Origin of the sequence: Microbacterium sp. Mcb102 (assembly GCF_024519805.1) — a bacterium.
In the GTDB taxonomy this organism is placed as follows: domain Bacteria; phylum Actinomycetota; class Actinomycetes; order Actinomycetales; family Microbacteriaceae; genus Microbacterium.
The window spans coordinates 253,212-264,806 of the sequence record NZ_JALJRG010000004.1 but is presented as its reverse complement, the minus strand read 5'-3'; the positions used below and the strand labels follow the sequence as shown (position 1 = coordinate 264,806).

Sequence of the window (11,595 nt, the reverse complement as noted above, 5' to 3'; positions counted from 1 at the left end):
GACATGCAACGATCGCCCGCACTCATCACGGCGCGCGCCGTCACCCGACGCTTCGAGTCGGCCGCGGGCGACTTCGCGACCGTGCTCGACGGAATCGACCTCGACGTCGCCGAAGGCGACTATCTGGCTCTCACGGGTCCCAGCGGCTCCGGCAAGACGACTCTGCTCTCGTGTCTGAGCGGCTTGGACCAGCCGTCATCGGGGTCGGTGCGCATCGGCGACGACGATCTCTCCGCGCTCGACGACAAGGCCCTCGCACACATCCGTCGCACCACCCTCGGCTTCGTGTTCCAGCGCACCGACCTCCTCGACGAGCTGGCGGTGATCGACAACATCCTGCTCCCGGCGGTGCGACGACGCGGCCGGGTCTCCGCAGACACCCTGGCGGACACCGCGCAGCTCATGGATCGGCTCGGGATCGGACACCTCGGCGCTCGCGCACCGCACGAGCTCTCCGGCGGCCAGCGGCAGAGGGTCGGCATCTGCCGCGCCCTCGTGAATCGTCCGCCGATCCTCATCGCGGACGAGCCGACCGGTGCCCTGCACCGGGAGGCCACGGACGACGTGCTCGACGTGTTCGACGAACTGAACGCCTCAGGCATGACCATCATCGTCGTCACGCACGACGATGTGGTCGCTCAGCGGGCGCGGTCCCGCCGTCATCTGGTCGACGGCCGGATGGTCGACGCCGTCCATCTCACCGACGGGCCCGGGCCACACGATATGTTGACGTCATCACACTGAGGAGAACGACCATGCGGATACCTGCCCTGCCGACGCTCGAATGGACCAACGGCGAACTGGATGCGAGCTACGACGGCGACACCGGCGAGCTCACCCTCCATGCGGCACCGGGAGGAGATTGGACCAACGACTCGCTCGGCGGTCCCACTCAGCACGGCGCGAGCTTGCTGGGCTTTCGGACCGATGGCGACTTCACGCTGAGTGCCAGGGTTCGCGTCGTCGGGGAGCGGACGACGTTCGACGCCGCCGTGCTGGGACTGTGGTGCGATGAGCAGTACTGGGCCAAGCTCTGCTTCGAGTATTCGCCCGACGGGCGGGCGATGGTCGTCAGCGTCGTGACCAACGAGTTCTCCGACGACTGCAACTCCACCCTCGTCGAGCGCGAGTTCGTGTATCTCCGCGTCGCCCGTGTCGGAGACGCATTCGCCTTCCACGCCTCCGACGACGGCGACCGGTGGGAGTTCGTCCGGGTGTTCCGCCTGAAGACCGACCTCCCCGTGACGGTGGGCTTCATGTCACAGGCGCCGATGGGAGAGGACTGCGACTCGCGCTTCGACCGGATCCGGTTCTCGGCGGGAGCCCCGGCCGACCTGCGCGACGGTTCCTGAGGCCGGGCGCGATGTACGGCCAGCACGGCGACTTGTTCGGCACCACGACCTCCTCATCGACGAACGCACTGTGGCGTCAGCGCGATTCCGCACAGATCGTCTGACCGAGCATCTCTGCTCCGGCGTCCTTGAGCAGGCCCCCTCGGCAGTCGTTCGTCCGATCTCACGATGGCTGTCGGTGGCGCAAGCAGCGTGCTGTGGCATCGTCGGCGGGATAGAACGACTCGATACGCAGTTCGTCGATGGTGATGTCGAGCGCAGACTCCACGGCCGCGGACATGCTGAAAAAGCGCAGGTCCTCGCCCGCGACCTCGAGCTCGAGCGGGATGACGACATCCGTGACCGCCGGCCGCCCTACGTCGTCGCCGGGGTAGGCCGCGACCTCCTCCGCCAGGCGACGGAGGCGGGAGTCGCCGGTGCGGTCGGCGCGAGCGCAGACCTGACCGATGAGGTGGGTTCGCCATTGACCGAGGTTGCGGATCCGGGGCGCGAGACCCTCCGGGTGCAGCGACAACCGTACGGCGTTGACGGGAGGCTCGAGGAGGTGCAGTGCGCATCCCTCGAGCAGCACGTCTGTCGCGGCGTTGCGGTCCATAACGTCCCACCAGCGGTCAAGCACCAGCGCTGGGTACTGCGCATGGGCGTCGAGGAGTTGTCGCAACGCCGAGCTGACAGAACGGAGTTCCGGTGCGTTCATCGCCCGCTCGGGATGTGCGGGCGCAAACCCGGCACTGAGGAGCAGCTGGTTGCGCTCGCGCAGCGGTATGTCGAGGTGTGCAGAGAGTCGATCGAGCATTTCTCGCGTGGGCTTGGACCTCCCGGTCTCGACGAAGCTGAGGTGTCGGGTCGAGACGTGTGCACGGGCTGAGAGCTCCAGCTGGCTGAGCCGTCTCCGCTCGCGCCAGCCGCGCAAGAGCACCCCGACGTCGCCGGCATGGATCACGGTCATGACTCTCGACCCTAGCCAACAGTCGTGGTTCGACCCATGACCTCCGAGGTAATCGACGCGACTACCCCTCCGCGCCCAACATGGCTTCACCGCGGCGGCTCCGCTGCGGCCGATACCGAAAGGCCCCGATATGACCCCCATCACCGACTTGTATCTGCAGACCTGGAACGCCTCGGACGCGAACGCTCGTGACCGCCTCCTCGCCGAGCATTGGACGGAAGGCGCCACATACACGGACCCTCTGGTCGATGTCGGTGGACGAGACCAGATCTCGGCCACGATCGGCGCCGTGCGGGAACAGTTCCCGGGGTTCGTGTTCACGCTCGTCGGCGAACCTGACGCACATCACGGCCTCACCCGCTTTCAGTGGGGGCTTGGCCCCGCAGGAGCCGAACCGCTCGTAATCGGCTTCGACGTCGTCGTCGGCGACGGCCAGGGCCGTATCCACCAGGTCCTCGGATTCCTCGACAAGGTACCCGCCTAACCTCATCACCGCGCACGCGGAGCGGGAGAGGGCTCCGCGTGCGCGGCCAGCTCGGGAAAGCCTGTCCTGCACTTTGACTCGTCACTGTTATCAGGTTGATAATGTTCTCAAGATGACCCCATTCGCAGTAGCAAGGAGCACACGATGACCGACATCACATGCGACCGAGCGGGAGTGCACGTGCAGTTCCCCGGCTGGGAGGCCACGATGACGGGCTTGCCTCAGCTACTGATACCGAGGTCGGCGATCCGCGATGTGTCCATCGAACAGGGGTGGACCTCAGAGATACTCGGGGTGAGATCCGGCCTCGTCGTCTCCGGTTACCGCAAGCTGGGGACTTTCAGGCACCCTTCAGGGGTGCGGCGACTGGTCTCGATGAAGCGCGGGCACCGCCTGCTGCGGATCGCCGTCGACCGAGCCACGATCGGGTTCGACGAGATCCTTCTGAGTACCGACGATGCAGAATCGATCGCCGCAGAGATCCGAGCAGCCGTGCACCCATGAGCGCCTGACGTCCACACCACCCGGTCGGAAACGCGAGGCGGACCATCTCGGTGCCGACGGTCTGGCTGGGCTTTCCGGCACTTCGAGGATCAGACCGGCTGGCTACTCACGCGCGCACGCGTCGGCCACCGAAACCGTTGGACGAATCCGGCGATCGTCTTCGAGCGCGTCGCGAGGACGAACAGTCCGTACCCGATGATCCCGCCCAGGATGTTCGTCAGCCAGTCATTGATGTCCGCGAGGTGTCCGCTGAGGGCGAGCCGCGAGGCGGCCATCTGCGTCAGCTCGATGGCGAGGCTCGCACCGGCGACGATCGCCAACACCTTCCACCAGCTCGCACGCGCGGTGAGCAACGGGACGAGCACGCCGAGCGGGACGAACACGGCGACGTTGATGAGAGCGTCCTCGAACCCGTAGTCGACGAACGGCACGAGGTAGAGCGACAACGGGCGCGGCCCGTCATAGAAGCCCGTCCCGACGCGAAGGAAGATCGGGAACACCGTGTTGGCGAGCACTCCGCCCGCGTAGACCGCGAGGACGGCCGCGACGCTCGCCCGGGCGAGCGTGACGCGCCCTCGGGAGCGGAGGACCCGGATCAGCACGAGGAAGATCACGACTCCGAAGGGGATCACGATCGGGAGCATGGGGACTTCGACGAACTTCATTCACTGCTTCCGGTGATTCCATGGTGCGGTGCAAAAGCACCGCACTGATCGTACAAGCACCGGGACCTGCGACGATCGTCGCCAACCTCGACCGACGCGACTGATGTCCGATCTCACGAAAGTTGTCGGCTGGTGAGACAGAGCAGCCCCGGAAAGACGGGTGGCTGATGCGGCGCCGAAAGCGCCCGTTGTCTCACGAAACTTGTCGGTAATCGCGTCTCAACCCGTCCTGCGTAAAACGTCGAGCGGACGGTTTCGGCGCGGCAGGTTCCGGCAGGGGGTTTCGGTCGGCGCACGGCCGGCGTGTCGTGTGGTCGGCCGGCGGCCTGGGAGGGGGCTGCCGGAAACGATCGTTTTCGGTGATAGCCCTCCACCACAAATGGGTCACGACATCAGCAGAGAATCGAGGATGATTGAGTCGTGGAGATTGAGCTGCTGCATATCGCTGATTGCCCTAGCTGGGTTGAGGCCAGTCGTCGTGTTGCCGAGGCGCTTCGCGAAACAGGCCACGACGGATTGAGCCTGCGTTATCGACTCATCCGAACAGAGGAAGACGCCGCCGGGGTTCAATTTGCGGGCTCCCCGACGATCACGGTGGACGGAAACGATCTCTTCCCGGGGTCGGATCGTAGTAGTGAGTTGGCTTGCCGCATCTACAGCACACCTGCTGGGTTGGCCGGGATGCCAACGGTTGAACAGATCCGAGAGGCAATGAGGGCCTATGGAGACTGAGCTCGATGTCGCCTGCACGTGCTGCGGCCGGCATCTACCACGAAGGAAGCTGCACGCCCTCGGAGACGACGGTGCGTTCATCTGTCGACGATGCGGTTTGTGGGTCGCGCTTCGCTTACGACGTGACCGCCCGCCTACGTAGTCCCCACACTCAGAAGCCGCACGCACGGGCGAGCTACACCACGGCGATTGTCCGGACTTCGCGCTCCCATGCCTGTGTTGCGACCTGCACGGCATCCCAGGGGGAGCCGAGCGGGGGCGTGTAGGAGAGGTCGAGGTCGCTCATTGCGGCGATCGTCATGCTGTGGTGCAGCGCTGCCGCGTAGGTGTCGATGCGCTTGGAAATTTCCGCACCGCGGGTGCCGACGAGCTGCGCGCCGAGCAATAGCGCCGATGTAGAGGGCGAGTTGATGGGTTGTCCCCGCTTCTCAAAGCGGTTTCACTTTGTGGTCTCATCGCCGGCGCGGATCATGAGGAGCGCTCCGGTGATCGCTGCGGCGAAGATCACGATGTCGGCGATGTTCCCGATGAACCAGTTTCCGTAGGCGAGAAAGTCCACGACGTGTCCGCGGGCGAATCCGGGATCGCGGAAAAGGCGGTCGCCTGCGTGTGAGGCGGCAGCTCCTCCGAGCGCGCCGATGACGATTGCCCATCGCAGGCGTTGTACTCGGAACGCGAACACGATTGCTGTGACGGTGGCGGCGACGGCTAGCAGCGCGAACACCCAGGTGAAGCCTTCCCCGAAGGAGAATGCCGCTCCGGGGTTGTAGGCGAGCTGCAAACCCAACAGGTCACCGATTAGGGGGATGCGCTCACGCTCAGTGAGGGTCGCTTCGGCCCACACCTTCGTTCCCTGATCAATCAGCACGACAATCGCGGCGATCAGGAGCGCTCCGCCAGTGAGCTGCCACCGCCGCGCCGACGGCAGCTTTCGCGCAGCGGGCGGGTGGCCTTCTGCCTGGGAGGAGGTCACCCGAGCACCTCGATCAGACGGACGATGACGCCGGATTCGATCAGGATGAACAGGCCCAGACCGATGAACACTGCCGGTACAAGCCAGTGCTCGACGCGCTCCAACCCCTCGGTGACTGCCTTGTTTGTGCCGATGAGCCGGCCGGCCGCGCACCAGACGGCAACGAGGATGAGGAACACGACGATCATGATCGCGACGTCGCCGGGAGTGCTGGTGCGGAAGATCGGCGTGTAGAGGGAGATGTTGTCCGCCCCGTTGGCGATCGTGATACCCGCGACCCCCCACAGTCCGACCGCGGTGATCTTGGCGTCGTCATCGTCATCGCCGTTGCGGCGCAGGCCGCGAATGAGCGTCCAGATGCCGATGCCGAGCGGGATCAGGCCAAGGAAGCCGACCCATTCGTCCGGGACGATGGTGAGGCCGAGTGCGGCGATCACGCTGATGACGACGAGGGTGATGAACCCGAGGTACTGGCCTGCGACGATCTGCCACGGCCGGGGTTTCCCTCGGCTGGAGGCGAGGAAAAGCACGGTGAGCACGACGATGTCGTCGATGTTGGTTGCCGCGAACAGGCCGATCGCTGATCCAATGGTGGCGAGCATCAGCGTCCCAGTCGTGGCGTGCGGGTGCGGGCGGCCCGCAGGCCGTTGAGGATCACGATGACCTCGGCGACCTCGTGGACCAGGACGACAGCCGCGAGCCCCAGGACGCCGAAGAGCGCGAGCGGGAGCAGGGCGGTGATGATCAGCAGCGACAGGATGATGTTCTGGTTGATGATCCGTCGACCGCGGCGGGCGTGATCGAACGCCCGCGGGATGAGGCGTAGATCATGGCCGGTGAAGGCCACGTCGGCGGATTCGATCGCTGCGTCGGAGCCGGTCGCGCCCATCGCGATGCCGACGTCTGCGCCAGCGAGGGCGGGGGCATCGTTGATGCCATCGCCGATCATCGCGACCGGTCCCGCCTTCGACAGTTCCCCGATCGCGGTCGCCTTGTCCTCCGGGCGCAGCTCCGCTCGCACATCGCTGATCCCGGCCTGCGCAGCCAGTGCACGAGCGGTCCGGGCGTTGTCGCCGGTGAGCATCGTCACCCCGACGCCCTGGCCGGTGAGTGTCCGGACTACCTGGGGGACTTCAGGGCGCAGCTCGTCGCGGACGCCGATCGCGGCGACCGGTGACCCGTCTCGGTGCACGATGACGACGGTCATGCCCTGCTCTTCCAGCGTTGCGACCCGCTCAACGAGGTCGCCGGCGTCCAGCCAGCGGGGACTGCCGACGGTGATTCTCGATCCGTCGACGGTGCCGTCAATACCGTGGCCGGCCTGCTCGGTCACATCTGCAGCTGCCGGTGTCCCCGGAGCTGCGGCGGTGATCGCTGAGGCAAGAGGATGTGTGCTGTGCTGCTCCAGCGCAGCCGCCCACGCCAACGCCTGGACCTCGGTTACACCGTTCGCGGTGAGTACGGCGGTGACCACGGGTTCGTTGCGGGTAAGGGTTCCGGTCTTGTCGACGGCGACGTGCCGGACCGTACCGAAGCGCTCGAAAACGGCGCCGGACTTGATGATCACACCGAACTTGCTCGCGGCACCGATCGCAGCGACGACCGTCAGCGGCACCGAGATCGCCAGCGCACACGGGGAGGCCGCGACGAGCACGACGAGCGCGCGGGTGATCCACACCTCGGGGTCACCCAGCAGCGAACCGATGATCGCGACAAGCGCCGCGAGGATCAAAACGCCGGGCACCAGTGGACGGGCGATCCTGTCCGCGAGACGGGCACGCTCGCCCTTTTCGGTCTGCGCTTTCTCGACCAGCTCCACGATCGTCGTGAGCGAGTTATCGGTACCCGCAGCCGTCGCCTCAACCTCCAGCACGCCGGCATTGTTGATCGCGCCGGCCGACACCGCATCGCCGGGCTCGACCTCGACCGGGATCGACTCCCCGGTGATCGCCGAGGTGTCCAGGCTGGAGCGCCCAGAACGCACGATCCCATCGGTCGCGATCCGCTCACCCGGGCGGACCACCATGACCTGGCCAACCGTCAACTCTCTCGCCGGTACCTGCGCGACGGTGCCGCCCTGCAGCACCGTCGCTGTTTCCGGCACGAGCTTCAGCAGTGCCCTTAGCCCGCCGCGGGCGCGGTCCATCGCCTTGTCCTCGAGCGCCTCAGCGATCGAGTACAAGAATGCCAGAGCTGCAGCCTCCTCCACGTACCCGAGGATGACTGCGCCGATCGCGCTGATCGTCATCAGCAACCCGATGCCGAGCTTGCCCTTGAATAGTTTCCGGATCGCGCTCGGCGTGAACGTCGACGCACCCAGCAGTAGTCCGACCCAGAACAGCACCAACGCCGGGATCTCGAAGCCGGACCATTCGAGGATCAGACCCCCCAGGAACGCGACACCCGAGAAGATCGGCACCATGATCCCGCGGTCTTTCCACCAGGGCCGCTCAGCCTCTTCGTGTTCCTCTCCCGCCGTGGCGGCAGGCTCGTGCTCGCAGCCACACGCCGCGCTCACGCGTCAGCTCCCGCTCCGCAGCAGCCCGCCACCGTGCACGCCGAGTCCACGCACGGGGCGTGCTCGTCGACAGCCAGCGTCACGTCCACCAGTGCGACGAGGGCAGCAGCTAGGTGTGGGTCGGCGATTTCGTATCGGGTCTGACGGCCCTCCGGCTCGGCAACGACGATGCCGCAATCGCGTAGACAGGTGAGGTGGTTCGACACGTTCGAGCGCGTCAGCTCCAGTTCGCGCGAGAGCACAGCGGGATAGCTCGGTCCGTCGAGCAACGTCATTAAGATCCGGGAACGGGTCGGATCAGCCATGGCCCGGCCGAGTCGGTTCATCACATCAAGACGGGAAGCAATGGTCAGCATGCACTGAACTATACAGTGACCGCTGACTGGTTATCAATTCGATCGAATGTTATGGCGTTCTGTTCGTCGCCGCGTCAATCAGTCGTGAGGTGCGCGATCCTGCTGTGGTGGACGACGCCGCATGCCGCCGGGCGCTCGATAGCGATCGTCCCGCGAAACTGCAGCCGGAGGCTGTCGTTCGGGAATAGGCCGGTGCCTGTTGAGTTATATACCCCCAGGGGGTATGTTGTGGGTATGAACGGTTACACCGACAACAAGGCGGATCTGCGCAAGCGATTGAGTCGGGTTGAGGGTCAGGTGCGAGGTATCTCGCGGATGGTCGATGAGGACAAGTACTGCATCGACATCCTGACGCAGGTCGCTGCGGCCACGAAGGCGCTCGAAACGGTGGCCTTGTCGCTCCTGGGTGACCATCTGAGCCATTGCGTCGCTCAGGCAAGCGCTGAGGGTGGCGAGGTTGCGGCGGAGAAGGTCCGCGAAGCTAACGACGCCATCGCTCGCCTGGTCCGTTCATAACCACACGTCTAACGATCTGGAGAAATTCACTATGACTGACCGCATCGAACTCGGACTGAAGGACGCAAACGCTGGTTGCGCATGCTGCGCAGCCCCATCGAACATCGAGGCATCCGCTCCTGTGGCGGCCCCGGTCTCGGAAGAGGTACTGGTCACGGGAATGACGTGCTCGCACTGTGTGTCGAGCGTCAGTGAGGAACTGAGCGCGCTTGACGGTGTCGCGTTCGTCGCTGTCGACCTGAACGCCGGCGGCTCGTCCCGCGTGACGATCCACAGCGCAGCCCCTGTCGATCCCGCTGCCGTGAGGGCTGCGGTCGAAGAGGCCGGTTACAGCCTCGCGACCAGCCAGGCCTGATTCACTTATCCGTCCGCACCCGGCTCGACCCCGGGCGCATCGAACAAGGAGTTCTGATGAGCCAGCACGACGAGCACACCCATCACATCGCACACGAGAATCCCGGCACCGCGCCGACGGCGCAGCATGACCACGCGGCGATGAGCCACGACCACGGCGCTCCTCAAGGTCACGCGGGCCACGGCGGTCACGCGGGCCACGGCGATCACGTGGGCCAGTTCCGGCGGTTGTTCTGGATCATGCTGGTCCTTGCGGTCCCGGTTGTCGGGTTCTCGGGGATGTTCTCGATGCTGCTCGGGTACCCGTTGCCGGAAGCCGCCTGGGTTGGGTGGGTGTCCCCGGTTCTCGGGACGGTCATGTACATCTGGGGTGGGGCCCCGTTCCTCACCGGCGCGGTGAGTGAACTTCGTGCCCGCAAGCCCGGAATGATGCTCCTGATCGCCCTCGCGATCACGGTCGCGTTCCTCGCATCCTGGGGCGCGAGCCTCGGCCTCCTCCATCATGAGCTGGACTTCTGGTGGGAGCTGGCGCTGCTGATCGTGATCATGCTGCTCGGCCACTGGATCGAGATGCGCTCCCTCGCACAGACCACCTCAGCACTGGATTCCCTCGCTGCACTGCTGCCCGACGAGGCGGAAAAGATCGAAGGCGACACGACCGTGACGGTCGCCCCGTCCGATCTGCTGGTGGGTGACGTGGTGGTGGTGCGCCCAGGCGGGCGGGTGCCCGCTGACGGGCGGATCGTGCAGGGCTCGGCCAGCATGGACGAGTCGATGATCACCGGCGAGTCCCGGCCCGTGCGCCGCAGCGACGGCGACCAGGTCATCGCCGGCACCGTCGCCACCGATTCCGGGGTGCGGGTCGAGATCACCGCGATCGGCGACGACACCGCTCTCGCGGGGATCCAAAAGCTGGTGACCGAAGCGCAGAATTCATCCTCGCGCGCGCAGCGGCTCGCAGACAAGGCCGCCGGGTGGCTGTTCTGGTTCGCGCTCGGCGCCGCCGCGATCACCGCCATCGTCTGGACGATCGTCGGCATGCCCGACGCCGCCGTGATCCGCACGATCACCGTGCTGGTGATCGCCTGCCCGCACGCGCTCGGTCTGGCGATCCCGCTCGTCGTGTCGATCGCCACCGAGCGTGCCGCTCGCGGAGGCGTGCTGATCAAGGACCGTCTCGCGCTGGAGAGCATGCGCACCGTCGACACCGTCCTGTTCGACAAGACCGGCACGCTCACCAAGGGCACCCCCGCCGTGACCGCGATCGACCCCGTCTCCGGGACCGACCCTGACCAGCTGCTGGCCTGGGCCGCGGCCGCGGAAGCAGACTCCGAACACCCCCTCGCCCGCGCGATCGTCAACGCGGCGAAAGAGAAGACCCTCACGGTCCCCTCGTCAGCCGATTTCGAATCGTCCCCGGCGGTCGGGGTCCGTGCACGTGTCGATGGGCGCGTTGTGCAGGTCGGTGGCCCGTACATGCTCGAGCAGGAACACGCCTCCGAGCTACCGGTCGCCGACGAGTGGCGCCGTGAGGGTGCGATCATCCTCCACGTGCTCGTCGACGGACAGGTCGCGGGTGCCCTGCGCTTGGCGGATGAGATCCGCGCGGAGTCGCGTCACGCCGTCGAGGCCCTCCACGAGCGTGGCGTGCAGGTGGTCATGATCACCGGTGACGCCGACGCGGTCGCAGCCTCCGTCGCGGGCGAGCTCGGCATCGACCGGTACTTCGCCGGGGTCCGACCCGAAGACAAGGCCTCGAAGGTGAAAGAGCTGCAAGGCGAAGGGCGCAAGGTCGCGATGGTCGGAGACGGTGTCAACGACGCCCCCGCGCTCGCGCAGGCCGACGTCGGCATCGCCATCGGCGCCGGGACGGATGTTGCGATCGCGTCCGCGGGCGTCATCCTCGCCAGCGACGACCCCCGGTCGGTGCTCTCGGTGATCGAACTGTCGCGGGCCAGCTACCGGAAGATGAAGCAGAACCTCTGGTGGGCCGCCGGCTACAACCTGCTCTCCGTCCCCCTCGCCGCCGGAGTGCTCGCCCCGATCGGGTTCGTGCTCCCGATGTCCGTGGGCGCGCTGCTGATGTCCCTGTCAACCATCGTCGTCGCGCTCAACGCGCAGCTGCTGCGCCGACTGGATCTGCGCCCGGACGCCGTGGCCGGTAAGTAGCGAGAAACAGTTAGGTCGACGGA

The 11,595-nt window shown here is 66.1% G+C and carries 14 protein-coding genes and 1 pseudogene; 8 read left to right on the top strand and 7 right to left on the bottom strand.

Going from position 1 to position 11,595, the window contains the following annotated elements; genetic code table 11:
* The first annotated feature begins 3 nt into the window (after positions 1-3).
* Both OC372_RS12625 and OC372_RS12620 read left to right on the top strand, forming a co-directional pair.
* Positions 4-744 (top strand): ABC transporter ATP-binding protein, encoded by a 741-nt coding sequence (locus OC372_RS12625; RefSeq protein ID WP_262002270.1) that lies wholly within the window; start codon positions 4-6, stop codon positions 742-744.
* An 11-nt stretch (positions 745-755) separates the two neighbouring features.
* Positions 756-1,352 carry a DUF1349 domain-containing protein gene (locus OC372_RS12620; protein ID WP_262002269.1) on the top strand — a complete coding sequence of 199 codons (597 nt, stop codon included), beginning with the start codon at positions 756-758 and terminating at the stop codon, positions 1,350-1,352.
* A gap of 163 nt (positions 1,353-1,515) precedes the next feature.
* Here the strand turns inward: OC372_RS12620 and OC372_RS12615 are convergent, their stop codons facing one another.
* Positions 1,516-2,301, bottom strand: a complete 786-nt coding sequence (locus tag OC372_RS12615; RefSeq protein ID WP_029263794.1) for a helix-turn-helix domain-containing protein — start codon at positions 2,299-2,301, stop codon at positions 1,516-1,518.
* A 130-nt stretch (positions 2,302-2,431) separates the two neighbouring features.
* On the opposite strand from OC372_RS12615, the gene OC372_RS12610 reads away from it, so the two are divergent.
* Both OC372_RS12610 and OC372_RS12605 read left to right on the top strand, forming a co-directional pair.
* On the top strand, positions 2,432-2,785 hold the full coding sequence (locus OC372_RS12610) for a nuclear transport factor 2 family protein (protein WP_262002268.1): 354 nt from the start codon (positions 2,432-2,434) through the stop codon (positions 2,783-2,785).
* Between the two features lie 144 nt (positions 2,786-2,929).
* Positions 2,930-3,289: a hypothetical protein gene (locus OC372_RS12605; RefSeq protein WP_262002267.1), complete on the top strand. Its 360-nt coding sequence runs from the start codon at positions 2,930-2,932 to the stop codon at positions 3,287-3,289.
* An 89-nt stretch (positions 3,290-3,378) separates the two neighbouring features.
* On the opposite strand, the gene OC372_RS12600 is transcribed toward OC372_RS12605, so the two are convergent.
* The gene (locus tag OC372_RS12600; protein WP_262002266.1) at positions 3,379-3,954 is read right to left on the bottom strand and encodes a VanZ family protein; all 576 of its coding nucleotides are present in this window, start codon (positions 3,952-3,954) and stop codon (positions 3,379-3,381) included.
* Positions 3,955-4,374: 420 nt separating this feature from the next.
* On the opposite strand from OC372_RS12600, the gene OC372_RS12595 reads away from it, so the two are divergent.
* Positions 4,375-4,686 carry a thioredoxin family protein gene (locus OC372_RS12595; RefSeq protein WP_262002265.1) on the top strand — a complete coding sequence of 104 codons (312 nt, stop codon included), beginning with the start codon at positions 4,375-4,377 and terminating at the stop codon, positions 4,684-4,686.
* Positions 4,687-4,861: 175 nt separating this feature from the next.
* Here OC372_RS12595 and OC372_RS12590 read toward each other — a convergent pair.
* From OC372_RS12590 to OC372_RS12570, 5 genes and pseudogenes are all read right to left on the bottom strand, one after another.
* A pseudogene (locus OC372_RS12590) lies at positions 4,862-5,074 on the bottom strand (CoA-disulfide reductase); the annotation flags it as partial.
* A 51-nt stretch (positions 5,075-5,125) separates the two neighbouring features.
* Positions 5,126-5,659, bottom strand: a complete 534-nt coding sequence (locus tag OC372_RS12585; RefSeq protein ID WP_262002264.1) for a signal peptidase II — start codon at positions 5,657-5,659, stop codon at positions 5,126-5,128.
* Complete coding sequence (locus OC372_RS12580) at positions 5,656-6,261, bottom strand: cadmium resistance transporter (RefSeq protein WP_262002263.1); 606 nt, start codon at positions 6,259-6,261, stop codon at positions 5,656-5,658. Before OC372_RS12580 ends, OC372_RS12585 begins: the two co-directional genes overlap by 4 nt.
* Positions 6,261-8,177 (bottom strand): heavy metal translocating P-type ATPase, encoded by a 1,917-nt coding sequence (locus tag OC372_RS12575; RefSeq protein WP_134352974.1) that lies wholly within the window; start codon positions 8,175-8,177, stop codon positions 6,261-6,263. The genes OC372_RS12580 and OC372_RS12575 overlap by 1 nt, the downstream gene beginning before the upstream one ends.
* The gene (locus tag OC372_RS12570) at positions 8,174-8,533 is read right to left on the bottom strand and encodes an ArsR/SmtB family transcription factor (RefSeq protein ID WP_134352973.1); all 360 of its coding nucleotides are present in this window, start codon (positions 8,531-8,533) and stop codon (positions 8,174-8,176) included. Before OC372_RS12570 ends, OC372_RS12575 begins: the two co-directional genes overlap by 4 nt.
* A 234-nt stretch (positions 8,534-8,767) precedes the next feature.
* Here OC372_RS12570 and OC372_RS12565 point away from each other — a divergent pair, with 234 nt between their 5' ends.
* The 3 genes from OC372_RS12565 to OC372_RS12555 are packed head-to-tail and all read left to right on the top strand — an operon-like array spanning position 8,768 to position 11,572.
* Entirely contained in the window at positions 8,768-9,049 is a 282-nt protein-coding gene (locus OC372_RS12565) for a metal-sensitive transcriptional regulator (RefSeq protein ID WP_029259144.1), read from the top strand.
* 31 nt (positions 9,050-9,080) lie between these two features.
* On the top strand, positions 9,081-9,404 hold the full coding sequence (locus tag OC372_RS12560) for a heavy-metal-associated domain-containing protein (protein ID WP_029259143.1): 324 nt from the start codon (positions 9,081-9,083) through the stop codon (positions 9,402-9,404).
* A 56-nt stretch (positions 9,405-9,460) separates the two neighbouring features.
* Positions 9,461-11,572 carry a heavy metal translocating P-type ATPase gene (locus tag OC372_RS12555; RefSeq protein ID WP_262002262.1) on the top strand — a complete coding sequence of 704 codons (2,112 nt, stop codon included), beginning with the start codon at positions 9,461-9,463 and terminating at the stop codon, positions 11,570-11,572.
* The last annotated feature ends 23 nt before the right edge of the window (positions 11,573-11,595 follow it).

Bases quoted from the DNA above. Each gene is read 5' to 3' on its own strand.
- OC372_RS12605 (WP_262002267.1), top strand. From the start codon at position 2,930: ATGACCGACATCACATGCGACCGAGCGGGAGTGCACGTGCAGTTCCCC.
- OC372_RS12570 (WP_134352973.1), bottom strand. From the start codon at position 8,533: ATGCTGACCATTGCTTCCCGTCTTGATGTGATGAACCGACTCGGCCGG.
- OC372_RS12555 (WP_262002262.1), top strand. From the start codon at position 9,461: ATGAGCCAGCACGACGAGCACACCCATCACATCGCACACGAGAATCCC.
- OC372_RS12625 (WP_262002270.1), top strand. From the start codon at position 4: ATGCAACGATCGCCCGCACTCATCACGGCGCGCGCCGTCACCCGACGC.
- OC372_RS12560 (WP_029259143.1), top strand. From the start codon at position 9,081: ATGACTGACCGCATCGAACTCGGACTGAAGGACGCAAACGCTGGTTGC.
- OC372_RS12615 (WP_029263794.1), bottom strand. From the start codon at position 2,301: ATGACCGTGATCCATGCCGGCGACGTCGGGGTGCTCTTGCGCGGCTGG.
- OC372_RS12580 (WP_262002263.1), bottom strand. From the start codon at position 6,261: ATGCTCGCCACCATTGGATCAGCGATCGGCCTGTTCGCGGCAACCAAC.
- OC372_RS12610 (WP_262002268.1), top strand. From the start codon at position 2,432: ATGACCCCCATCACCGACTTGTATCTGCAGACCTGGAACGCCTCGGAC.
- OC372_RS12620 (WP_262002269.1), top strand. From the start codon at position 756: ATGCGGATACCTGCCCTGCCGACGCTCGAATGGACCAACGGCGAACTG.
- OC372_RS12600 (WP_262002266.1), bottom strand. From the start codon at position 3,954: ATGAAGTTCGTCGAAGTCCCCATGCTCCCGATCGTGATCCCCTTCGGA.
- OC372_RS12565 (WP_029259144.1), top strand. From the start codon at position 8,768: ATGAACGGTTACACCGACAACAAGGCGGATCTGCGCAAGCGATTGAGT.